This window comes from Mesorhizobium sp. M6A.T.Cr.TU.016.01.1.1 (assembly GCF_003952585.1).
Classification (GTDB): domain Bacteria; phylum Pseudomonadota; class Alphaproteobacteria; order Rhizobiales; family Rhizobiaceae; genus Mesorhizobium; species Mesorhizobium mediterraneum.
In genome coordinates, this window is record NZ_CP034452.1 from 1107668 (window position 1) to 1128887 (window position 21220).

At 63.8% G+C, this 21220-nt stretch carries 20 protein-coding genes; 7 read left to right on the forward strand and 13 right to left on the reverse strand.

All coding sequences use genetic code 11. The features are described from left to right. Positions 1–9: 9 nt before the first annotated feature. The 3 genes from EJ075_RS05135 to EJ075_RS05145 form a co-directional block, all read right to left on the reverse strand. On the reverse strand, positions 10–675 hold the full coding sequence (locus tag EJ075_RS05135; RefSeq protein WP_126107241.1) for a 5'-methylthioadenosine/S-adenosylhomocysteine nucleosidase: 666 nt from the start codon (positions 673–675) through the stop codon (positions 10–12). 4 nt (positions 676–679) lie between these two features. Next, complete coding sequence (locus tag EJ075_RS05140) at positions 680–1138, reverse strand: PaaI family thioesterase (protein WP_126103611.1); 459 nt, start codon at positions 1136–1138, stop codon at positions 680–682. A 97-nt stretch (positions 1139–1235) separates the two neighbouring features. Beyond that, a complete protein-coding gene (locus tag EJ075_RS05145) occupies positions 1236–2525 on the reverse strand; it encodes an RsmB/NOP family class I SAM-dependent RNA methyltransferase (protein ID WP_126103612.1) in 1290 nt (429 codons plus the stop codon). 337 nt (positions 2526–2862) lie between these two features. Here EJ075_RS05145 and EJ075_RS05150 point away from each other — a divergent pair, with 337 nt between their 5' ends. Beyond that, positions 2863–3540: an aquaporin gene (locus EJ075_RS05150; protein ID WP_095483588.1), complete on the forward strand. Its 678-nt coding sequence runs from the start codon at positions 2863–2865 to the stop codon at positions 3538–3540. 77 nt (positions 3541–3617) lie between these two features. On the opposite strand, the gene katG is transcribed toward EJ075_RS05150, so the two are convergent. After that, a complete protein-coding gene (gene katG / locus EJ075_RS05155; protein WP_126103613.1) occupies positions 3618–5819 on the reverse strand; it encodes a catalase/peroxidase HPI in 2202 nt (733 codons plus the stop codon). A gap of 144 nt (positions 5820–5963) precedes the next feature. On the opposite strand from katG, the gene EJ075_RS05160 reads away from it, so the two are divergent. The 3 genes from EJ075_RS05160 to EJ075_RS05170 all read left to right on the forward strand — a co-directional run bounded on the left by EJ075_RS05160 (position 5964) and on the right by EJ075_RS05170 (position 8699). Beyond that, complete coding sequence (locus tag EJ075_RS05160) at positions 5964–6872, forward strand: hydrogen peroxide-inducible genes activator (RefSeq protein ID WP_126103614.1); 909 nt, start codon at positions 5964–5966, stop codon at positions 6870–6872. Between the two features lie 179 nt (positions 6873–7051). Then, positions 7052–7576 (forward strand): hypothetical protein, encoded by a 525-nt coding sequence (locus tag EJ075_RS05165; RefSeq protein WP_126103615.1) that lies wholly within the window; start codon positions 7052–7054, stop codon positions 7574–7576. Between the two features lie 256 nt (positions 7577–7832). Then, positions 7833–8699, forward strand: coding sequence for a haloacid dehalogenase type II (locus EJ075_RS05170; protein ID WP_126103616.1), 867 nt, complete (start codon positions 7833–7835; stop codon positions 8697–8699). A gap of 26 nt (positions 8700–8725) precedes the next feature. Here EJ075_RS05170 and EJ075_RS05175 read toward each other — a convergent pair whose 3' ends face one another. The 4 genes from EJ075_RS05175 to hisS all read right to left on the reverse strand — a co-directional run bounded on the left by EJ075_RS05175 (position 8726) and on the right by hisS (position 14184). Continuing rightward, a complete protein-coding gene (locus tag EJ075_RS05175) occupies positions 8726–10498 on the reverse strand; it encodes an AMP-binding protein (RefSeq protein WP_126103617.1) in 1773 nt (590 codons plus the stop codon). A gap of 195 nt (positions 10499–10693) precedes the next feature. Further along, positions 10694–11395, reverse strand: coding sequence for an ATP phosphoribosyltransferase (gene hisG, locus EJ075_RS05180; protein WP_126103618.1), 702 nt, complete (start codon positions 11393–11395; stop codon positions 10694–10696). Further along, positions 11392–12513, reverse strand: coding sequence for an ATP phosphoribosyltransferase regulatory subunit (locus tag EJ075_RS05185; RefSeq protein ID WP_126103619.1), 1122 nt, complete (start codon positions 12511–12513; stop codon positions 11392–11394). Before EJ075_RS05185 ends, hisG begins: the two co-directional genes overlap by 4 nt. A gap of 171 nt (positions 12514–12684) precedes the next feature. Beyond that, positions 12685–14184, reverse strand: a complete 1500-nt coding sequence (gene hisS / locus EJ075_RS05190; RefSeq protein WP_126103620.1) for a histidine--tRNA ligase — start codon at positions 14182–14184, stop codon at positions 12685–12687. A 216-nt stretch (positions 14185–14400) separates the two neighbouring features. Here hisS and EJ075_RS05195 point away from each other — a divergent pair, with 216 nt between their 5' ends. Beyond that, entirely contained in the window at positions 14401–14655 is a 255-nt protein-coding gene (locus EJ075_RS05195) for a hypothetical protein (protein WP_126103621.1), read from the forward strand. A 174-nt stretch (positions 14656–14829) separates the two neighbouring features. Here EJ075_RS05195 and EJ075_RS05200 read toward each other — a convergent pair whose 3' ends face one another. Continuing rightward, positions 14830–15465 (reverse strand): DNA-3-methyladenine glycosylase I, encoded by a 636-nt coding sequence (locus tag EJ075_RS05200; RefSeq protein ID WP_126103622.1) that lies wholly within the window; start codon positions 15463–15465, stop codon positions 14830–14832. Between the two features lie 213 nt (positions 15466–15678). Between EJ075_RS05200 and EJ075_RS05205 the strand changes: the two genes are divergently transcribed. Both EJ075_RS05205 and EJ075_RS05210 read left to right on the forward strand, forming a co-directional pair. After that, on the forward strand, positions 15679–16425 hold the full coding sequence (locus tag EJ075_RS05205; protein WP_126103623.1) for a L,D-transpeptidase: 747 nt from the start codon (positions 15679–15681) through the stop codon (positions 16423–16425). A 278-nt stretch (positions 16426–16703) separates the two neighbouring features. Beyond that, positions 16704–17624, forward strand: a complete 921-nt coding sequence (locus EJ075_RS05210) for a bifunctional 5,10-methylenetetrahydrofolate dehydrogenase/5,10-methenyltetrahydrofolate cyclohydrolase (RefSeq protein ID WP_095483576.1) — start codon at positions 16704–16706, stop codon at positions 17622–17624. A gap of 29 nt (positions 17625–17653) precedes the next feature. On the opposite strand, the gene glcF is transcribed toward EJ075_RS05210, so the two are convergent. The 4 genes from glcF to EJ075_RS05230 form a co-directional block, all read right to left on the reverse strand. Beyond that, positions 17654–18985 (reverse strand): glycolate oxidase subunit GlcF, encoded by a 1332-nt coding sequence (gene glcF / locus EJ075_RS05215; protein WP_126103624.1) that lies wholly within the window; start codon positions 18983–18985, stop codon positions 17654–17656. Between the two features lie 11 nt (positions 18986–18996). Beyond that, positions 18997–19398, reverse strand: a complete 402-nt coding sequence (locus EJ075_RS05220; protein WP_126103625.1) for a DUF4870 domain-containing protein — start codon at positions 19396–19398, stop codon at positions 18997–18999. Continuing rightward, positions 19395–20651, reverse strand: a complete 1257-nt coding sequence (locus EJ075_RS05225) for an FAD-binding protein (RefSeq protein WP_126103626.1) — start codon at positions 20649–20651, stop codon at positions 19395–19397. The genes EJ075_RS05220 and EJ075_RS05225 overlap by 4 nt, the downstream gene beginning before the upstream one ends. A gap of 76 nt (positions 20652–20727) precedes the next feature. Next, a complete protein-coding gene (locus EJ075_RS05230; RefSeq protein ID WP_126103627.1) occupies positions 20728–21195 on the reverse strand; it encodes a DUF559 domain-containing protein in 468 nt (155 codons plus the stop codon). Positions 21196–21220 lie beyond the last annotated feature (25 nt).

A 21220-nucleotide genomic window follows, 5' to 3' on the forward strand; every position in this document is an offset into this window, starting at 1 on the left:
AGGCGGCTCTCAATCCGATTTCGCGTCCTCATGCGATGGTCCGAATTCCAGCGCGCCGGACCCGATCGCCTGTTCCAGCCGCATGACCGCATCCGCCAGCTTCTCGTCGATGACGTGGAGATACTCCTTCCAGTCGCCGACATGCCTGAGATCGGCAGCCCCGTCGGAAATGCCGCGCAGGCCGACGAGCGGCACGCCGAACAGTTGGCAGGCACGCAGGCAGGCGAAGGTCTCCATGTCGACCATGTCCTGCGCAATCGCATCGTAGGCGCTGCCGGAAATGATCGCCGCGCCGGTCGACAGCGTCGCCTCTCTTATATCAGGAATCCTGAACGGCAGCGGCACGGTCACCGGCAGGTCGAGAAACGGCGTCGCGCCCTTCTCGAACCCCAGTGGCGAGGCGTCGATGTCGCGGTAGGCGACCGAAACGGCCTGGTAGATTTCCGTCTGCTCCAGCGTCCGGCTCCCAGCCGAACCGAGCGACACGACGAGGTCCGGCAGCGCCTTTTCAGACTTCAGCCATGACAGTTCCGCGCCCAGCCTGACACCCGCCTCGACCGGCCCCACCCCTGTCATGACAGGCGTGAAAAGCCGCTGCAGATGCGGACCGTATTCGGCCTGCGCCGCCATCACGAAGAGGACGTCCCTACCCGCAATCCTGACCGCCTTGCGCATCGGATCAGCCTTCGATGCCATCGCGACCGACCACCGTCATCATCGTTCCGGTCATAGTGGCGATCAGCTTGGCCTCGCCGTCGACAGCGAAGGCATAGGCCTGGCCGTCGGCGACGATGATGGTGCGGCCGGGCTTTGTCACCGAGCCGCGGAACAGGAAGCGCTCGCCCCGGCCCGGCGCCAGCAGGTTGACCTTGAACTCGATGGTCAGCACGCCGGAGTTCTCCGGCATCAGCGAGAATGCTGCATAGCCGCAGGCCGAGTCCAGCGCCGTCGAAATGACGCCGGCATGGAGGAAGCCATGCTGCTGGGTCAGCGCCGCCGAATAGGGCATCTCGATCTCGATGATGCCGGGCGTCACCAGCGTCAGCTCGGCGCCGATGGTCATCATGGCGTTCTGCCGCGCGAAGGACGTCCTGACGCGATCCTCATAGTCGGGGGCGGGTACGATCTTTGCAGCCATGGCTTGTCACGCTCCTGTCTGAAAAGCTTATTGCAGAGGCATGAGCGGCAGGCAATCGCTATTGCTGCACTGCAACAATCAAGTCCGCTGGCAAGATTCAGCCGCCCTTGCGTAGCGCGCAGACATAAAACCCATCGGTACCGCTCAGCGCCGGCGACAGCGAAATGCCGCCTGCGGCGCCGATCCGCGCGGCCGCCTCGTGGCCCGGAAAGCGGCTGTCCCAGAGCTGGCGGTGATCGACTGGAATAAAGTCGCTGTTACGATCCTGGAAGGCTGCGACCTGTTCTCCATTCTCCTCGTCGAACACCGAGCAGGTGATATAGACCAGCAGCCCGCCCGGTTTGACGAAGGCGTTGGCCGCGTCGAGGATCGCCGATTGCTCGCCTTTGCGTGCATCGAGCTGTCTCTGCGTCAGCCGCCATTTGGCATCGGGCCGGCGCCGCCAAGTGCCGCTGCCGGTGCACGGTGCGTCGACCAGGACGATATCCATGTGGCCCGAGAGGGTGCTGAGCTCCGTCGGCTTGGTGACGATTTGCACGTTGCGGTTTTCCGAGCGGCGGATGCGGTCGAAGATCGGCGCCAGCCGCGCCTTTTCGACATCATGGGCAAACACCTGGCCGCGATTGTCCATCGCCGCCGACAGTGCCAGCGTCTTGCCGCCGGCGCCGGCGCAAAAGTCGAGGACCTGCATCCCAGCCTCCGCGCCAGCCAGCGTGGCGGCGATCTGCGAGCCTTCGTCCTGAACCTCGAACCAGCCTTTCTGGAAGGCCGGTTCCGCCTGCACGTTCGGATGCCTGCCGTCACCTGCGATCGGCGGGATGCGGATGCCGTGCGGCGCGATCCGTGCAGCCTTGGCATCGGTCTCGGCCAGTTCGGCGAGCACCTTGCTGCGATCGGCCCGCAGCGTGTTGACCCTGAGGTCGAGCGGCGGACGCGTCGCAAGTGCAGCGCCTTCATCGACCCAGCTGGCGCCGAAGGCCCGTTCGAAAAGCGGTTCGCACCAGTCCGGAATGTCGGCGCGCACCGCGGGCGGCGCATCGGCAAGCCTACTATCGGCGACCGCCTTCAGCTCGTCGGCGCTGAGCAGCGGCGGCGCGAATTTGTCGCCGTCGAGCGCTTCGTTCAGCGACTGCGCGGTCTGGTTCCATTCGAGCAGCAGCGCGCCGAAGCCGATGGCGCGCGGCGTGTCCTCGCCCAGCAAAAAGCCGGCCGAGCGCTTCCGGCGCAGCGCGTCATAGACGATGTTGCCGATCGCAGCGCGATCGCCGCCGCCGGCGAAGCGATGCGACAGGCCCCAGTCCTTCAGCGCATCGGCGACCGGTCGGTGCCGCCGGCCGATATCCTCCAGCACTTCGATGGCCGCCGCCAGCCGTCCGCCCAGTCGCATCTTCTTATTCCGTTATTCAGCAAATTACTTCCGCCCTGCTCTAAAGCGCGCGACTGGCGCACACAAGCGGGGAGAGCCTCGGATACCAGATCGAGCGCAGATATGTCGGCACCCACAGCTCTAGCGCACGACCCCGAAAATCGGAATCGATTTTTCGGTAAGGGATCATGCGCAAAATCAAACTGCTACAGCGTCCTTTGCGCGTCCCAAAGGACGCGCGGCGCTGTAGTCGGCGCAATGCTTGTGCTTCCAAACTTTTGAAGTTGCGATACTCTTTCGCTGCGTGATTCGCCAAGAACTGCAAGCGGATCGGCGGGAAAATTACGAGGAGAGGGCAATGAAGACTTATCTGGCGGAAGTTCTAGGAACATTTCTACTGGTGTTCATCGGCACGGCTTCGGTGGTGACGGGCGGCTTCGGCGGCGCGCTGCCGCTCGGCCAGGAAGGCATCGGTCTTGCATTCGGCATCGGCTTGATTGCGGCTGCCTATGCGATCGGCCCGATCTCGGGCGCGCATCTCAACCCGGCGGTGACGCTCGGCGTGTTCCTTGCCGGCCGAATGCAGGCCAAGGACGTCATCCCCTATTGGATCGCGCAGATCATCGGCGCCATCATCGCGTCGCTGGCGCTGTGGATCATCGTCTCCGGACAGGTCGGCGGACACACCGGCGGCTTCGGCGCCAATGGCTGGGATGCGACGAAATGGGGCGTCAGCTCGGCGTTCCTGTGGGAGCTGATCGGAACCTTCACCTTCGTGACGGTGATCCTCGGCGTCACCAGCGGCAGCCACACGACAGCCTTTGCCGGCCTTGTCATCGGCCTGACGCTGGCGGGGCTGCACTTCGCCATCATCCCGGTGACCGGCACGTCGCTCAATCCGGCCCGCTCGATCGGCCCGGCGCTGTTTTCAGGAAGTGTCGCGATTGGCCAGCTCTGGCTGTTCATTGTCGCACCGCTGATCGGCGGCGCCATCGCCGGCGTGGTCGCCAAGACCCGCATCTTCGAGAAAGACTGATTTTCGAAGGCTTCAATACAAAAAGGCGCGGGTCAAGGCCCGCGCCTTTTTGTTAAATTGGAGAATCACTTGCCGCCTCAGCCCCGGGCAAGATCGAAGCGGTCGGCGTTCATCACCTTGGTCCAGGCCGCGACGAAATCCCTAACGAACTTCTGCCCGGCGTCCGCCGACCCGTAGACCTCGGCAAGCGCACGCAACTGCGCGTGCGAGCCGAAGATCAGATCTGCGCGGGTGCCGATCCACTTGACCGCCTTGGTCTTGCGGTCGCGCGCTTCGTAGACTTCATCGGAGCCGGCGGCCGGATCCCAGACCGTGTTCATGCTGAGCAGGTTGACGAAGAAATCGTTGGTCAACGTGCCCGGCCTGTCGGTGAACACCCCGTGCTTCGACTTGCCGGTGTTGGCGCCGAGCACCCGCAACCCGCCGACGAGCACCGTCATCTCGGGCGCCGTCAAGGTCAGCAGCTGCGCCTGATCGACCAGCATCGCTTCGACCGACATCGGCTGCTTGCCCCTGACATAATTGCGGAAGCCATCGACTTTTGGCTCGATCGCGGCAAAGGACTGGACGTCCGTCTGCTCTTGCGAGGCGTCCATGCGGCCTGGCGTGAAAGGCACCTCCACGTCATGGCCGCCGTCCTTGGCGGCCTTCTCGATCGCGGCGACGCCGCCGAGAACGATCAGGTCGGCAAGCGAGACCTTCTTGTCGCCCGTCTGCCCGGCGTTGAACTCGCTCTGGACGCCTTCGAGCTGCGCAAGCACCTTCGACAGTTCGGTCGGCTGATTGACTTCCCAGTCCTTCTGCGGCGCCAGACGGATGCGTGCGCCGTTGGCGCCGCCGCGCTTGTCGGAACCGCGGAACGTCGAGGCCGAGGCCCAGGCGGTCGAGACCAGTTCGGAAACGGACAGGCCAGAGGTCAGTATCTTCGCCTTCAGCGAGGCGATGTCCTGCTCGCTGATCAGTTCGTGATCGACGGCCGGGATAGGGTCCTGCCAGATCAGCTCTTCCTTCGGCACGAGCGGGCCGAGATAGCGGACAACCGGCCCCATGTCGCGATGGGTCAGCTTGAACCAGGCGCGGGCGAAGGCATCGGCGAACTGATCCGGATTCTCGTGGAAACGCCGCGAGATCTTCTCATAGGCCGGGTCGACCCGCAGCGCGAGGTCGGTGGTCAGCATCGCCGGCGCGCGGCGCTTCGACGGATCGTGCGCGTCCGGCACCGAGCCTGTACCGGCGCCGCCCTTCGGCGTCCATTGATGGGCGCCAGCCGGGCTCTTGGTCAGTTCCCATTCGTAGTTGAACAGATTATCGAAGAAGTTGTTGCTCCATTTGGTCGGCGTCGTGGTCCAGGTCACTTCGAGGCCCGAGGTGATGGCGTCGCCGGCAATGCCGGTGGCGTGCTTGCTCGACCAGCCGAGGCCCTGCGCCTCGATGCCGGCGCCTTCCGGCTCCGGCCCCACCAGCGATGCATCGCCGGCGCCGTGGGTCTTGCCGAAGGTGTGACCGCCGGCGATGAGCGCCACGGTTTCCTCGTCGTTCATAGCCATGCGTGCGAAGGTTTCACGGATGTCGCGTGCCGAGGCCAACGGATCGGGCGTGCCATTCGGCCCTTCCGGGTTGACGTAGATCAGCCCCATCTGCACGGCGCCGAGATGGCCCCGAAGTTCGCGGTCGCCGGAATAACGCTCGTCGCCGAGCCACTTGGTTTCCGACCCCCAGTCCACGTCCTGCTCGGGCTCCCAGACATCGGCGCGCCCGCCGGCGAAGCCGAACGTCTTGAAGCCCATCGATTCCAGCGCGACGTTGCCGGTGAGGATCAACAGATCGGCCCAGGAGATCTTCCTGCCGTATTTCTGCTTGATCGGCCACAGCAGCCGGCGTGCCTTGTCGAGATTGGCGTTGTCCGGCCAGCTGTTGAGCGGCGCGAAACGCTGCTGGCCGGCGCCGGCGCCGCCACGGCCATCGCCTATGCGATAGGTGCCGGCGCTGTGCCAGGCCATGCGGATGAAGAGCGGGCCGTAATGGCCGAAATCGGCCGGCCACCAATCTTGCGAATCGGTCATCACCTGGTGCAGGTCCTTGATCACCGCATCGAGATCGAGGCTCTTGAATTCCTCGGCGTAGTCGAAGTTCTCGCCCATCGGATCCGAGAGGCTCGACTGCTGGTGGAGAACGGCAAGGTCAAGCTGGTTTGGCCACCAGTCACGGTTGGTCCTGCCGGCCGATCCATGCGCGACCGGGCATTTTCCCGCGCTATTGTCATCGGTCTTTGCGTCCATCGTTCTCTCCGATTTGTTGATTTCCGGGATTTGTTGATTTTCCGGACGGGCCTTGAGCCACGCCATTCTGGAATGGTTCCAGACTAGGCCGCATTGCCGATAAAAACAAATTGCCTTTCCTGTTTGTTACGATAGGTTTTCCTTATGATAGGTCTCACTGTCCGACAGATGCAATATTTCGAGGCGCTGGCACAGACGCTGCATTTCGGCCGCGCCGCGAAGCTCGCCGGCGTCAGCCAGCCGGCGCTGTCCTCGCAGATTGCGGAGATGGAGCTGCGGCTCAACTGCCGGCTGTTCGAGCGCGGCGGCAAATCGGTTCGGATGACCGACGAGGCGCAGGCTATGCTGCCGCGCATCGAGCGTATTCTTGCCGATATCCGCGAGATCGAGACCACGGCCCGGCGTGGGCGTCCCGCCATGGAAGGACGCTTCCGGCTCGGCATAATCCCGACGGTGGCGCCCTATCTCCTGCCGCATGTGCTGCCGGAGCTGAGACGGCATTTTCCGGCCTTGCAGCTCGAATTGCGCGAAGCGGTGACCGCATCGCTGGTCGAGGACACCGCTTTGGGAAAGCTCGACGCCTTCATCGCGGCCCTTCCCCTCGATCAGCCCGGGCTGATCACCGAGGCGCTTTTCTCCGACCGGTTCTTCCTTGCCGTGCCGGCCGGCGATCCCGCCTTCGCCTCGCCGCCGGTTCCGCCGGAAAGCCCGGCGCTCGAAAGGCTGATGCTGCTGGAGGAAGGCCATTGCCTGCGCGAACAGGCGCTTGCCGTCTGCGGCAGCGTGCGGCCGGTGGCAATGGCAAGCTACGGCGCGACCAGCTTGACGACGTTGCTGCAGATGGTGGCGCACGGGCTCGGCGTCACGCTCATTCCGGAAATGGCGGCAGGACCAGCCAGCACTATCCCCGATCTGAAGATCGTGCCATTCCAAGAACCGATGCCGCAGCGCACGGTCTGCCTCGCCTGGCGGCGCAACAAGGTACGCCACGACGAGTGTGTGGAGCTGGCGAAGATTATTCGCGGGCTGGATGCGGCGGTGCTGGCGGCCTGAGGCGAGACGCACTGTATTATCTGGCGGAAAGTCTGCTGGCCCATCGCTGCACCCGTTCGGCCTGAGAAAACCCCAACTTCAATCAAATCCCCGTGAATTGCGCCGAACGGCCGGAACCGCCGACGCGCATCCCGCATTGGTTTTCTGGAGGAGTCTGCGTTCCAGAAGGGAGCAGTATCATGGCTTACCGTGATTACATCCACACACCAGTGACGCCGCGCGACATCCGATGGGGACTCCAACAGGGGGCCGTTGCGGGCATTGTCGCCGGCCTCGTCTTTGCGGCGTTCGAAATGACGGCGAGTGCGTTCATGATGGGGGCGGAAGCGTTTTTCATGCCCCTGCGCATGATCGGCGCCATCGCGCTTGGACCGGAAGCTCTCGATCCTGGCTATTCGCTCCTGACGGCCAGCATTGCCGGCGTGATCGTGCATCTGATCCTGGCCATCATCTACGGTATCGTGTTCGGGGAGATTGCCTCAATGCTGCGAGGATCCGCCGCCTTCATTGGTCTCGGCAGCGTCTTTGGCCTCGCCTTGTGGCTCGTCAATTTTTATGTGATCGCGCCGATCGCATTCCCGTGGTTCCTGCAAGCAAGCCCGGTCCTGCAGTTCGTTGCCCACACATTCTTCTTCGGCGCCGTCCTCGGCTGGTTCCTGTGGAAATCGCACGAGAGAAGCGGGCTCGAAGGACCGGCGGTTTAGACTTTGCCAACACCGACCTGGCGCCGTCGGATTGAAAGCGGAATGACAACGGTGGTCACCGGCGCCTCTGCTCGCCCGCCACAAACGCGCTCAGCCAGTTGACAGCGGAAATCGAAAGCAAGGCTAGCGAGGGCCTCGCCGTCGCCGCCGATGTTTCCGACGCGCTCAAGGTATTCGCAGCGGCCGATAGATCGAATCAGTACTGGGAGGCCGACCGACTGGCAACCGCTCAATGTCATGTCCGGCGATCTGGGTCATGTCCGACGATCTGGCGCTGAAAACAGCGGACGGCTGGCTGCTTTACAACTATCAGGCTTTCACGCATTTCGACTATTTCAAGCGGCAACAAGATCGATCCCTCTTACCGCGACTGGCGGACCACCAGACCGACGAGCATGGAGAGCTAAAAGTGACGAAAGTTGAGGTATTGTTCTTCGACGTCTTGGGAACCGTTGTCGATTGGCGCGGCAGCATAGCGGCGGAGGCGAGTTCGTTTCTTAAGCGCCATGACGCCCTGCATATCGATGCCGGTGCTTTTGCCGATGCTTGGGTTGGACGCTATGACCCATCGGTTGAAGCCGTCCGGAGTGGTCAGCGGCCCTTTGTCCCGCTCGATCTGCTCAATATGGAAAACCTGGAAGCGTGCCTGAAGGGGTTCGGGCTGACGCCATCGGCTTTTCCGAGCGCCGAACTGGAAGACCTCAATCTGGCCTGGCACCGCCTCAAGCCGTGGCCGGATTCGGTGGAAGGCCTCTCCAGATTGAAGGAACGCTTCATCGTCGCGCCGCTGTCCGATGGGAACACCCGACTTCTGGTGGACGTGGCAAAACATGCCGGGCTGCCATGGGATACGATCCTGGGCGCTGATGTCTCCGAGACCTATAAGCCGATGCCACAGGTGTATCTTCGTGCCTGCGAGCTGCTGGGCGTGGAGCCGAACAGGGCGATGCTGGTTGCCGCCCACGACTACGATCTGGACGCCGCGCGTCGATGCGGATTGAAGACGGCATATGTCGTTCGCTTAAATGCGCACGACCCGTCAAAGGCTGCCGCCATCGAGCCGCTCGGTGGTTGGGAATACATGGCAAATAACTTGATCGAACTCGCTGCGATTCTGAAGTAGGTTGCGAGGGCGCGCTCCTGCCCCCCTCAAGCCGTCTTCGCCGCCACCAGCCCCAGCTCCTCGACCATCGCCTTGCGCATGAGAAATTTCTGCGGCTTGCCGGTCACCGTCATCGGCAATTCGGTGCGGAAGCGGATGTGGCGCGGGATCTTGTAGTGGGCGATCTGGTCCGTACAGAAGGCCTTGATCTCCTGCTCGGTGGCGATCTGGCCGGGCTTGAGCACGATCCAGGCGCAAAGCTCCTCGCCATATTTCGGGTCGGGAATTCCGAACACCTGCACTTCCCTGACCTTGGGATGGCGATAGAGGAACTCCTCGACCTCGCGCGGATAGACGTTCTCGCCGCCGCGGATGACCATATCCTTGACCCGGCCGACAATGTTGCAATAGCCCTCGGCATCGATGGTGGCGAGATCGCCAGTGTGCATCCAGCCGTCGGCGTCGATCGCCTCGCGGGTCTTTTCCTCGTCGTCCCAATAGCCCTTCATCACGGAATAGCCGCGCGTGCAGAGCTCGCCCGGCGCGCCGACCGCAACAGTCGCGCCGTCGGCATCGATGGCCTTGACCTCGACATGGGGGTGGACGCGCCCGACGGTCGAGACGCGCTTTTCCAGCGGGTCGTCGACGCTGCTCTGGAAAGAGACCGGGCTGGTCTCGGTCATGCCATAGGCGATGGTCACCTCTGCCATGTGCATCAGCGACACCACCTTCTTCATCACCTCGATCGGGCACGGCGAGCCGGCCATGATGCCGGTGCGCAGGCTGGTGAGATCGAAGGACTGGAAATCCGGATGGTCGAGCAGGCCGACAAACATGGTCGGCACGCCGTAAAGACCGGTGCAGCGTTCGCCCGCCACCGCTTTCAGTGTGGCGCCGGCATCGAACCCCTCGCCGGGGAAAACCATGGTCGCGCCCTTGGTGACGCAACCGATCGTGCCCATCGACATGCCGAAGCAGTGATAAAGCGGCACCGGGATGCACAGCCGGTCGTCGGCGGTCAGCCTGATCGCCGAGGTGACGAAATTGCCATTGTTGACGATGTTGTTGTGCGTCAGCGTCGCGCCCTTGGGTGCGCCTGTAGTGCCTGACGTGAACTGGATGTTGATGGCGTCGCCGGGCTTCAGCCCCTCGGAGATGCGGTCGAGGCTGTCATGCTCGTCGCGCCCGGCCATCGCCAGCACGTCGGCGAAATTGAACATGCCGGGCGAATTCTCCTCGCCCATGCGGATGACGATCTTCAGCGCCGGCAATTTTTTCGCCTCAAGCTTGCCGGGCGTCGCAGTCGCGATCTCCGGCGCCAGCGTCTCGATCATGCCGAGATAGTCGGAGCTCTTGAAACTGGCGGCTGTGACCAGCGCCTTGCAGCCGACCTTGTTCAGCGCATAGTCCAGCTCGACCAGCCGGTAGGCCGGGTTGATGTTGACCAGGATAAGGCCGATGCGCGCGGTGGCGAACTGCGTCACCAGCCATTCCCAGCGGTTGGGTGACCAGATGCCAACCCTGTCGCCTTTTGCCAGGCCGAGCGCCAGGAAGCCGGCGGCCAGCGCGTCCACCGTGTCTGAAAGCTCGCTCCAGGTGAAGCGCTTGTCCTGCTCGACGAAGACGGCGGCATCGAGCGTGCCGTATTTGCTGACGGTGTCGGAAAGCAATGCCGGGATCGTCTGCTGCAGCAGCGGCACGGTGCGCTCGCCCGACACATGCGCCCTGCCGTCTACCGGCGCGACAAACGAGGCGCCATTGCGCGGGCGGCGGCTGCGCAGGTTTGTGGCATTCTTCAACTCGTCGAGATTGATCGGCATCGCCGTCTCCTCCGCAGGCGACCGAGTCTATCAGCCTGCCGGGGTGGTGGAAATCCCGTTGATGGTACTGGGGGCGATCCCTCCCCCTCGAGGGGAGGGTGGACAGCCGCCGAAGGCGGATGGACGGGTGGGGTCGTTGCGGCAGTGCTCGACGTGAGACGACCCCACCCGCCTCGCTCCACGAGGCACCTCCCCTCAAGAGGGAGGGAGAGCGCTCATTTTCGCAGCGATGTCGCGCAGAACAGCCTCGTCGGCGGCCGCGCGGATCTTCTTCGAAGCCACAAGGCAGGCCTGCGAGCGCAAGATGACGCCGTCGGCCAGCACCTTCAGATGGTTGGCGCGCAGCGTCGAGCCTGATGTGGTGATGTCGACGACGACATCGGCCAATCCCGCCGCCGGCGCGCCTTCGGTAGCGCCCAGGCTTTCGACGATGCGATAGACCTGGATGCCGTGCTTTTGCGAAAAGAATTGCTGGGTCAGCCGCCAGTATTTGGTGGCGATCCTGAGCCGCCTGCCGTGGCGCTGGCGGAAATCGGCGGCGACGTCGTCGAGATCGGCCATCGTGTCGACATCGAGCCAGATGTCGGGCACCGCCACCACGACATCGGCATTGCCGAAGCCGAGGCGGGCGACGATCTCGGCGCGCGCCTCCCAGTCGGCGAGGCTTTCGCGCAACAGATCCTCGCCGGTGATGCCGAGATCGACCGAACCCTGGCCGATCTCGCCTGCGATTTCGGACGCCGACAGGAACACCACCTCAACGGCTTCCTCGCCTTCGATGCGGGCGCGGTATTTGCGCTCGTCGCCGGACAGGCTGACGGCAAGCCTAGCGCTCGCCAGCACTTCCAGCGCCTGCTCCTTGAGCCGACCTTTCGACGGGATCGCCAGGGTGATCATTGCGCCTGCTCCCGCAACGCTTCGATGCGGTCGAGCCAGACGGAAAAGCCGACGCCGGGGATCGGCGTTTTCGCGCCGAGCAGTGTCAGCAGCCGGTCATAGCGGCCGCCGCCGGCCAGCGGCCGGTCGCCGTCTTCCGCCGCGATCTCGAACACCAGACCGGTGTAGTAGTCGAGCGGGCGGCCGAAGGCGGCATCGTAGCGGATTTTTTTGACTGGCAGGCCATGCGCTTCGATCGCCTTGGCGCGGGCCGCGAAACTGTCCAGCGCCGCTCCCAACGAGAGACCAGAACCGGCCGCGAAGGTTTCGAGCGCTTTTGCTGCGCCGTCGAGCGGCACGTCGATCGCCAAAAAAGTCTTCAGCGCCGAAAACGCCTCGTTCGACAGCCGCACGCTGCGCAGCTCGGCCTTCTCGATCAGACGCCGCGCAATGTCGGTCGGCGAGCGCCCGGCCGACGCCGACAGACCCGCCTGCTCCATGCCGCCGGCGATGTGCGAGGAAAGCGCTTCCAGATCACCGTCGAGGACAAGGGCCGCGACCGAGCCGGAAAGCTGGCCATTGCGCGGCGGGTTGGCGAGATCGGCAAGTGCTGCCTCCAGCATCGGTGCCGAACCGAAGGCGCGGGCCAGCCGCATCCGCCAGCCGCGCGGCAGGCCGAGGGCTGCCAGCACCGCTTCGAATATGGTCTGGTCGCCGAGCGTCACCGCCAGGACCTGGCCCGGCAGCACCAGCGAAAGCAGCGCATGCGCATCGGCCAGCGAACGGGCATCGGCAGCGGCCGTGTCGCGGTCGCCGAGATCCTCGATGCCGGCCTGGAAAAACTCATTGCCGCCCTCGCGGCGCTGGCGAAACACCTCGCCGAGATAGGAATAACGGCGCGGCGTGCCGGCCTGGCTGGCAATGTGGTCGAGGCAGACCGGAATGGTGAATTCAGGCCGCAGGCAAAGCGTCTGGCCGGTCTCGCTTTCGGTGAGAAAAATACGCCGGCGCAGATCCTCTCCCGCCATGTCGAGGAACGGGTCGGCCGGCTGCAGCACCGCGACTTCCACCGCATGGGTGTTGCGCGCGGCGAAGAGATTGGTGATGTCTGATGCGATGGCGGGGTAGCGGGAGGTCATGGCAGGCGCCCTTCCCTTCTCCCCCTGTGGGAGAAGGTGGATTGGCGCGCAGCGCCAAGACGGATGAGGGGTGCTGGAAGAAATGAGGCGTCGGCGTTCCCTGGAACACCCCTCATCCGACCGAGCTTCGCTCGGCCACCTTCTCCCACAAGGGGAGAAGGGAGCGGCGCCCTAGTTGCCACGCGCCCGCTCCTCGGCCTGCGCCGCAAGTATCTTCCTCACCTCGGCAACCAGCTCGCTTTCCGCCACCGTCACCTGCGCCGGGCGTGCCGCGCGCCATTCGGCGTTGTCCACAATCTCCGCCGACATCCTGGCGCCTTCGATCAAATCCTTGATCTGCACCTCGCCCTTGGCGCGCTCGTCGCCGCCCTGGATGATGGCGACCGGGCTGCCGCGGCGGTCGGCATATTTGAGCTGCGCCTTCATGCCGGCGCCGCCGAGATACATTTCGGAGCGGATACCGGCGGCGCGCAGTTCGGCGACCATCTTCTGGTAGCGGCCGAGGCTTTCGGTGTCCTTGTCCATGGTGAGCACGACGACCGGAGCGATGACATCAGAGGTGTCGAGCTTGCCGAGGTTCTTCAGCGCGGTCATCAGCCTGGAGACGCCGATGGAAAAGCCGGTTGCCGGCACCGGCTCACCACGGAAGCGCGAGACGAGGCCGTCATAGCGCCCACCGCCGCCGACCGAGCCGAAGCGCACGATCTGGCCATCCTCATTGGGGATTTCAGCCAGAAGCTCGGCCTCGTAAACCGGGCCGGTGTAGTATTCTAGGCCGCGGACGACGGAACGATCCATAATTATGCGGTCTTCGCCATATCCAGCTGCCCTTACCAAGTCTTCAATGATTGATAGTTCGGCAACGCCTTCGTTGAAGGACTGGCTGGCTTTCACCGCGGAATCCGGGTGCCCTAAATCACCTAGCTCAGGCTTCGCCGTAGCGTAAAGAACGGCCTCAGCTTGAACGTTGTCCAGCCCGGCGCCCTTGGTGAAATCACCGCTCTCGTCCTTGCGTCCGGTGCCAAGCAGTAGGCGCACGCCTTCGACACCCAATTTATCCAGCTTGTCGATCGCCCGCAGCACGGTCAGCCGGCGTCCGATGTTCTCGTCGCCACCAAGGCCGATCGCCTCCAGCACGCCGTCCAGCACCTTGCGGTTGTTGACCCTGATGACGTAGTCGCCGCGCTTGATGCCGAGCGCTTCCATCACGTCGGCCATCATCATCGCCATTTCGGCATCGGCCGCGACGCCCGGCGTGCCGACCGTGTCGGCGTCGAACTGCATGAACTGGCGGAAGCGGCCGGGACCGGGCTTTTCGTTGCGGAACACCCAGCCGGAGCGATAGCTGCGATACGGCTTCGGCAGCCTGTCATAATTCTCGGCGACGAAACGCGCCGTCGGCGCGGTCAGGTCGTAGCGCAGCGACAGCCACTGGTCGTCATCGTCCTGGAACGAGAACACGCCTTCGTTCGGCCGGTCCTGATCAGGCAGGAATTTGCCCAGCGCATCGGTGTATTCGATCAGCGGCTGCTCGACGGGCTCGAAGCCGTAAAGCTCGTAGACGCCACGGATCGTCGCCATCATCTTTTCGACGGCGCGGATGTCGTCGGCGCTGCGGTCGGCAAAGCCGCGCGGCAGCCGCGCTTTCGTCTTTTCCGATTTGTCGGCCATGGCATGGGTACTCGGTGTTTCGTGGCGCTCCGTGGATCGGCAAAAACTCCTGAACTCCACAGCGCGGGTGTCCTAACCGATGCAGCCGGGAGCGGCAAGCGTTTGCACGTTTCCTGAAACAAACCGGACCCAAAACGAAACAATTCCGCCATAAGCGCGGCATCGTGCCGACACAATCGCAGCCGATAAAGCGCGCCGAAACAAGGGGTTCGGGCCATGACCACGGCACGGCAATTCGATATCATCGACAGTGGCGCCCGCGAGCTGCCCGCTCGTTTGCGGCCGGCCGACGGCCATGCGCCGAGACCGGCAGGCCAAACGGCGGGACCATTCGAGGTCGCGGCGGACGAGCGCAAGGGACCGACCATGCGTGATGCGCTGGTGACCAGCCTGCTTGTGATCTATCCGGCTTTTGCCACGGTGGCGGCCATCGTTGCCGGACTTTTCCTGGCCGGCGCCAGCGGCGCTTGAGTTTTTGAGTGCCCCTTTCCTTCTCTCCCTGTGGGAGAAGGTGGCCGAGCGAAGCTCGGTCGGATGAGGGGTGTTCCAGCTTGGCTGCGACAGCACTCCGTCCAACACCCCTCTTCCGTCTCGGCGCTGCGCGCCGATCCACCTTCTCCCACAAGGGGAGAAGGCAAGAAGGAGCTACTTCGGCCGCTTGAACGCCTTCCGCTCCGCCTCGACTTGCTCGCGGCAGACGCAGCCCTCGAGATGGTCGTTGACCAGCCCCATGGCCTGCATGAAGGCGTAGACGGTGGTCGGGCCGACAAAGCTCCAGCCGCGTTTCTTCAGCTCCTTCGAAATCCGCACAGAAACCGCCGTGGTCGGATTGGCGCGCAGATGGGCGAGATCGACGATTTCGGGCCGTTCGTCCGGGCCGGGTTCGAACTTCCAGAACCAGGCGGCCAGCGAGCCGGCCTCGTCCGCCATTTCACGCGCGCGCTTGGCGTTGTTGATGGTGGAGACGATCTTGCCGCGGTGGCGGATGATGCCGGCATTGCCGAGCAGGCGCTCGACATCCTCGTCGGTGAAGGCGGCGATCTTATCGATATCGAAGCCGGCGAACGCCTCGCGGAAATTCTCGCGCTTGCGCAATATGGTCAGCCAGGACAGACCCGACTGAAAGCCTTCGAGGCAGATCTTTTCGAACAGTCTGCGGTCATCGGTGACCGGCCGGCCCCATTCATGGTCGTGGTAGTGCAGATAATCCGGCAGATTGCCGTGCCAGAAGCAGCGCGCGATACCATCGGGGCCGGCGAGCAGGCCTGTCTTCTCATCCATGGCGGAATTCCATTCGTTAATGCGCCTTAGCGCGCCTTTTACTCCGGCTTTACCAGATTCCTGAACCGGCCAGTAACCACACCGAAAGGTTTACTGACAATGGAGCATTTTACGCATTCCGATTCACGTTTCGGTTGCCGCTCCGCGCCCAATGTCCACGAAATCGGGGACGCTTTTGCGCCCCCGGATGTTCGACGATCAAGGTGCGTTCCAATGAAGACATTTTTGTTTCCGCTGCTCGGCGCCGCAGCCGCGCTGGCCGCTGCCGCTACATCCTCCAGCGCCAATGACCGTTATGCCGACAGGCCGCCGGTGATGGTGAGCCCCGACCTTTCGGCGCCTTGGGTGCTGCAGCTTGGCCGCGCGCCGGGCATCGTCCGCCAAAACCGGCAAGAGATGCAAAAGCCGCAGCGCCGTTCTCAACGGCAGGCGCAACCGGCTCAGCTGCATACGGCCGCGGTGCAGGCGCCGTCCAAGAAGCGCATGGTCGCGCGCCCGCAGATCGACCCGATCTACCTGCCGCAGGAAGTCGCCTATGACGGTCCGCACAAACCGGGCACGATCGTCATCGATACGACAGAGAATTTTCTCTATCTGGTCGAGAACAACGGCAAGGCACGGCGCTATGGCGTCGGGACCGGCAAGCCGGGCTTCGAATGGGCCGGCAAGCACAAGATCTCGCAGAAGAAGGTCTGGCCCGAATGGCGGCCGCCGGCGGAGATGATCACGCGCGAGGCCGCCAAGGGCCGTTATCTGCCGACCTATGTCGCCGGCGGCGCCGAGAATCCGCTCGGCGCACGCGCGCTTTATCTTGGCTCGACACTCTACCGCATCCACGGCACCAACCAGCCATGGACGATCGGCGGCGCGGTGTCGTCGGGCTGCATTCGCATGCGCAACGAAGATGTTGTCGACCTCTATGAACGGGTCAATGTTGGCACAACGGTTGTGGTGATATAGTTGCGGTCACGAATCATCTCGGCTAGAAAGACATTAGCTTTGGCTTTTTGAGGCCGGACGAAAGAACAACGGGGGACGGGCCGTGTGGGGATGCGGCCAGTCACGAAAGGGCAGCGCGGCAAGCCGTGCTGCCCTTTTTGTTTCTGCTGACATCCCTTGGCGGGCATATCTTCGCGCCGGTACGTCGCGCGACAGGCATAGCGGTTCGCTTTCGAGCTGCCATTATCCCAAGAGTTTTGCTATGTCGGCAGCAACACTTTCAGACAGAAGGTTCACGCATGTCCCTGTCCGATGACAGCCGCTATCTCAGGGGCGGCCCGGTCGCCCAACGCATCATCGCCTCGGTGCGCGTGGATGCAGCGATCGCCACCGCCGAAGGCTTTCCGCCCAAACTGATATCGATCACCGTCGGCGACACAGCTGCGGTGGATGTCTATGTCCGGAACCAGCGCGCCAAGGCAGCATTGGCCGGTATCGGTTTCGAGGAAAGGCGCTTTCCCGCCGACATCACCGCCGGCGAACTCGAAGCGGCGATCCACGGCCTTAATGCCGATCCGCGCGTCACCGGCATCATCATCCAGCGGCCGGTGCCGGCGCATATCCCGATCAAGACCCTTCAGGCGGCGGTGCATCCGCTCAAGGACGTCGAGGGCATGCATCCAGCTTCGATCGGCAACATCGTCTACAACCAGCTAGACCTCGCGCCGTGCACGGCCGCCGCTTCGGTCGAGCTGCTTAGGGAAACTGGGCTTGATCTCAAGGGACTCGAGGTCGTCATCGTTGGCCACTCCGAGATCGTCGGCAAGCCTATCGCCTTCCTGCTGATGAGCGAGGGCGCGACAGTGACGGTCTGCCACCATATGACGCGCTCGGTGGCAGCGCACGCCCGCCGAGCCGACGCGCTGTTCGTCGCGGTCGGCAAGCCGCGGCTGATCAAGGCCGACATGGTCAAGCCCGGTGCGGCTGTCATCGACATCGGCATCAATGCCGAGATCGGACCGGACGGGGAAAGCCGCATCGTCGGCGACGTCGATACCGAGAGCGTCAAGGAGGTGGCGTCCTGGATCACACCGGTGCCGGGCGGCGTCGGTCCGATCACCGTGGCGATTCTTTTGCGCAATACGATGGTGGCGCTCAGCCGCCAGCGCGCACGCTACCAGGCGACCTACGGTGTGGTGGACAAGCTCGCGGCGGAATAAGACGGCAGCGTTTCGGGAGCGTCAGTGGATCACTCCGCGGCCACGACTGCCCTGTCTTTCGGGACACCCTCCGGCTGCGGTCCGCCATAAGCCCAGTCGAGCAGTTTTATCGTGTGCACCACCGGCATCTTCGCCGCCGAAGCGATCTGGGTGATGCAGCCGATGTTGCCGGTGGCGACGATTTCAGCACCCGTTGCCTCGATATTCCTGACCTTGCGGTCACGCAGCTGAACCGAAATCTCGGACTGCAGGATGTTGTAGGTGCCGGCCGAGCCGCAGCAGAGATGGCCCTCGCGCGGCTCGCGCACGACGAAGCCGGCTTTGGCCAGAAGCTCCTTCGGCTGGCGGGTGATTTTTTGGCCATGCTGCATCGAGCACGCGGAGTGATAGGCGACGATGGTGCCCGGCTTGCGAACGGGTTCCGGCAGGTCGAGGCTCGCCAGATATTCCGTAATGTCCCTGGCCAACTCCGACACCCGCGCCGCCTTGTCGGCATAGGCCGAATCGAGGCGCAGCATGAAACCATAATCCTTGATCGTGGTGCCACAGCCGGACGCGGTGATGACGATGGCGTCAAGGCCGCCTTGGTCGATGGCTCGCGTCCAGGCGTCGACATTCTTCCTGGCCGAGGCAAGCGCTGCCTCCTCGCGGCCTATGTGATGGACCAGCGCGCCGCAGCAGCCCTCGCCCTCGGGCACGACGACCTCGACGCCAAGCCGCGTCAGCAGCGCGATCGTCGTGTCGTTGATGGCGGGATCGAGCACGGATTGCGCGCAGCCGGTGAGTATGGCGACGCGGCCTATTTTTCTCGTGCCCTGCCCGGCATGGATGCCCGGCGAAGCCATTGGCGAGGCCGCCGGGACTGATGCCGGAGCGAGCTTGAGCATCGCGCCCAGCGGCTTCAGCGCCGGGATCTTTTCGAACAGTCCGGCGAATGGCTGGCCGAGCTTCGCCAGCTTGAGCGCAGCACGAAAACGCGAGGGATAAGGCAGGACAAAAGCCAGCATGGCGCGTGTCAGGCGATCGAGCAGCGGGCGCTTATAGGTCTCTTCGATATGGGCGCGGGCATGATCGACCAGATGCATGTAGTTGACGCCCGACGGACAGGTGGTCATGCAGGCGAGGCAGGACAGGCAACGGTCGATATGGGTGACGATCTCCTTGTCGGCGGGGCGACCGTTCTCCAGCATGTCCTTGATCAGGTAGATCCGCCCACGCGGCGAATCCAACTCGTTGCCAAGCGTCACGTAGGTCGGGCAGGTGGCTGTGCAGAAGCCGCAATGCACGCATTTGCGCAGGATCTTTTCCGATTCCGCGACATGCGGATCGGCAAGCTGGGCAGCTGAGAAATTGGTCTGCACTAGAAAATTTCCTATAATCCCAGAAACCAGCTTTCCGGGTTTTTGACCGGCTCGCCGCGCTGCAGCGCCTGCAGGCCGAGAATGCAGCGGGCGATGAACCAGACGGCGACGGCGAACATCAGCACGACGCCTATCGCCACCATCATCAGCACAACCGAGATCAGCGCATAAAGCAGGCCGATCCAGAAGGTGCGGATCAGGAATGTGTAGTGGCTCTCGACGAAGCCGCCCGATTTGCCGCGGTTGATATAGGCCAGGACGATGCCGACAAGGCCGGTGACGCCGATCACCAGGCCGGCAAGGTAGAGAATGTAAATGATCAGGGCGTTGGTCGGACCGGGCTCGAGCCAGCGGTCGGTCTGGCGCGGTGCGGGTTTGCCCGAATCGGTCGGGCCTGGATTGATGTCGCTCATGATGCTGCTCCCTCGGTTGCCGGGCCAAGAGTAGCAGAGCCTGCAGCCGGCGCCATACGGCCGGGATTGAGGATGTTCTTAGGATCGAACTCGCCTTTGAGCCGCGCCGCCAATGCTGCCAGTTGCGGCGCCTGCGGCTCGAACACCGGCACAGCGGCGCGATGCGACGGGGCGGCGCGCACCAGCGTCGCATGGCCGCCGCCATGTTGTCTCACCAATCCGCGCAGAAGATCGGCTTCGGGATCGCCATGCTCCATGCGCAGCCAGATCAATCCGCCCTGCCAGTCATAGAAGGCATCAACGGCCGCCTGCATGCGCAGCGCCAGCACCATCTGGTGGCCTTGCGCCGGCGCCATCGAGACGCGCCACACCGGCTTTGCTAGACCGTCGACGAAAGGCGCGCAATCGCGGATATCGCGCCAGACGGAATGCGAGATATCGCCCGAGATTTCCTCGAGCGGGCCGGCATTCCCGAGCAGATCTTTCAGCGCGGTAATGCGGTAGGCAACAGACGGACCGAACCCCTCGACGCGCAACAGCGTCGCGGCAGCGCTGCCGAGACTACCGCCGGCGACCCGCGCGGCTACGCGTTCGGGAAGATGGGCAGCGCTCGACACTTCGACACTGGAGCCGAGCGCCAGCGCCATGGCGGCTGCGGCGTGATCGTCGAGCAGGCCGCGCAGAGTGAGCGTGACTTCGGTCTCGGCGGCTGGCAGCACCTTGAAGGTGACGTCGGTGAACACAGCCAGCGTGCCCCAGCTGTTGGCCATGAGCTTGGACAGGTCATAGCCTGTGACGTTCTTGACCACGCGGCCACCGGACTTGAACGCCTCGCCGCGACCAGAGACGGCTGCTATGCCGAGGATGTGGTCGCGCGCCGCCCCCGCCTTCAGCCGGCGCGGGCCGGACAGGTTCGAGGCCAGCACGCCGCCGATCGTGCCTTTTCCCTTTTCGCCGCCGAGCAGCGGGCCATAGTCCAGCGGCTCGAAGGCCAGCTGCTGGCCGTTTTCGGCAAGCAATTTTTCGATCTCGGCGAGCGGCGTGCCGGCCTTCGCCGACAGCACCAGTTCGGCCGGCTCGTAAAGCGTGACGCCGGAGAGTTTCGACAGGTCGAGCGTGTGCTCGGTCTGCAGCGGACGGCCGATGCCGCGCTTGGAGCCATGGCCGAGGATTTCGAGCGGCGATTCTTCTGCCGCAGCCCAGGCGACGGTGGAGAGGATTTCGGCTGCGGTCGAAGGGGTGAAGGTGGTCATGGCGATCTCTGGTTCCTCGCCCCCGCGAAGCGGGGGAGAGGTGGCTCGGGCGAAGCCCGAGACGGAGAGGGGGCAATCATAGAGCGCCACCCCCAACCTTCTTGGCCGCAAAAACGAACCTCAGGTCCGAGGCGATCACGTCTTCGGCCAATCGCCCTTCCAGCACCGCAAGGATAGTCTCGCAAACGCTCGTCCGGCCCTTGAGTACGTCGACATTCCAGAACCGCACGACCGAGAACCCTTCGCCACGCATGAATTCGTCGCGTCGCCTATCGTAGGAACTCCCGGCATGCTGACTTCCGTCCAGTTCAACGACCAGCTTTTCGCTTCGGCAGGCGAAGTCGGCGAAATATGGCCCGATCGGCATCTGACGCACGAATTTGTATCCGCCCAGCTTCTTGGCCTTCAGCTCGTTCCAGAGGGTTGCTTCCGCCGGATTGTCGCCATGGCGAAGCGCGCGGGCACGCGCGATCCTTTCAGGTGAGCGTCGGCTTGGCACGTCGGCCGCAGGCCCCCTCTCCGTCTCGGGCTTCGCCCGAGCCACCTCTCCCCCGCTTCGCGGGGGCGAG

What these genes read in the sequence shown, in the direction of transcription:
- EJ075_RS05135 (WP_126107241.1), bottom strand. Translation starts at nt 675, where the DNA reads ATGCGCAAGGCGGTCAGGATTGCGGGTAGGGACGTCCTCTTCGTGATG.
- EJ075_RS05140 (WP_126103611.1), bottom strand. Translation starts at nt 1,138, where the DNA reads ATGGCTGCAAAGATCGTACCCGCCCCCGACTATGAGGATCGCGTCAGG.
- EJ075_RS05145 (WP_126103612.1), bottom strand. Translation starts at nt 2,525, where the DNA reads ATGCGACTGGGCGGACGGCTGGCGGCGGCCATCGAAGTGCTGGAGGAT.
- EJ075_RS05150 (WP_095483588.1), top strand. Translation starts at nt 2,863, where the DNA reads ATGAAGACTTATCTGGCGGAAGTTCTAGGAACATTTCTACTGGTGTTC.
- katG (WP_126103613.1), bottom strand. Translation starts at nt 5,819, where the DNA reads ATGGACGCAAAGACCGATGACAATAGCGCGGGAAAATGCCCGGTCGCG.
- EJ075_RS05160 (WP_126103614.1), top strand. Translation starts at nt 5,964, where the DNA reads ATGATAGGTCTCACTGTCCGACAGATGCAATATTTCGAGGCGCTGGCA.
- EJ075_RS05165 (WP_126103615.1), top strand. Translation starts at nt 7,052, where the DNA reads ATGGCTTACCGTGATTACATCCACACACCAGTGACGCCGCGCGACATC.
- EJ075_RS05170 (WP_126103616.1), top strand. Translation starts at nt 7,833, where the DNA reads ATGTCCGACGATCTGGCGCTGAAAACAGCGGACGGCTGGCTGCTTTAC.
- EJ075_RS05175 (WP_126103617.1), bottom strand. Translation starts at nt 10,498, where the DNA reads ATGCCGATCAATCTCGACGAGTTGAAGAATGCCACAAACCTGCGCAGC.
- hisG (WP_126103618.1), bottom strand. Translation starts at nt 11,395, where the DNA reads ATGATCACCCTGGCGATCCCGTCGAAAGGTCGGCTCAAGGAGCAGGCG.
- EJ075_RS05185 (WP_126103619.1), bottom strand. Translation starts at nt 12,513, where the DNA reads ATGACCTCCCGCTACCCCGCCATCGCATCAGACATCACCAATCTCTTC.
- hisS (WP_126103620.1), bottom strand. Translation starts at nt 14,184, where the DNA reads ATGGCCGACAAATCGGAAAAGACGAAAGCGCGGCTGCCGCGCGGCTTT.
- EJ075_RS05195 (WP_126103621.1), top strand. Translation starts at nt 14,401, where the DNA reads ATGACCACGGCACGGCAATTCGATATCATCGACAGTGGCGCCCGCGAG.
- EJ075_RS05200 (WP_126103622.1), bottom strand. Translation starts at nt 15,465, where the DNA reads ATGGATGAGAAGACAGGCCTGCTCGCCGGCCCCGATGGTATCGCGCGC.
- EJ075_RS05205 (WP_126103623.1), top strand. Translation starts at nt 15,679, where the DNA reads ATGAAGACATTTTTGTTTCCGCTGCTCGGCGCCGCAGCCGCGCTGGCC.
- EJ075_RS05210 (WP_095483576.1), top strand. Translation starts at nt 16,704, where the DNA reads ATGTCCCTGTCCGATGACAGCCGCTATCTCAGGGGCGGCCCGGTCGCC.
- EJ075_RS05220 (WP_126103625.1), bottom strand. Translation starts at nt 19,398, where the DNA reads ATGAGCGACATCAATCCAGGCCCGACCGATTCGGGCAAACCCGCACCG.
- EJ075_RS05225 (WP_126103626.1), bottom strand. Translation starts at nt 20,651, where the DNA reads ATGACCACCTTCACCCCTTCGACCGCAGCCGAAATCCTCTCCACCGTC.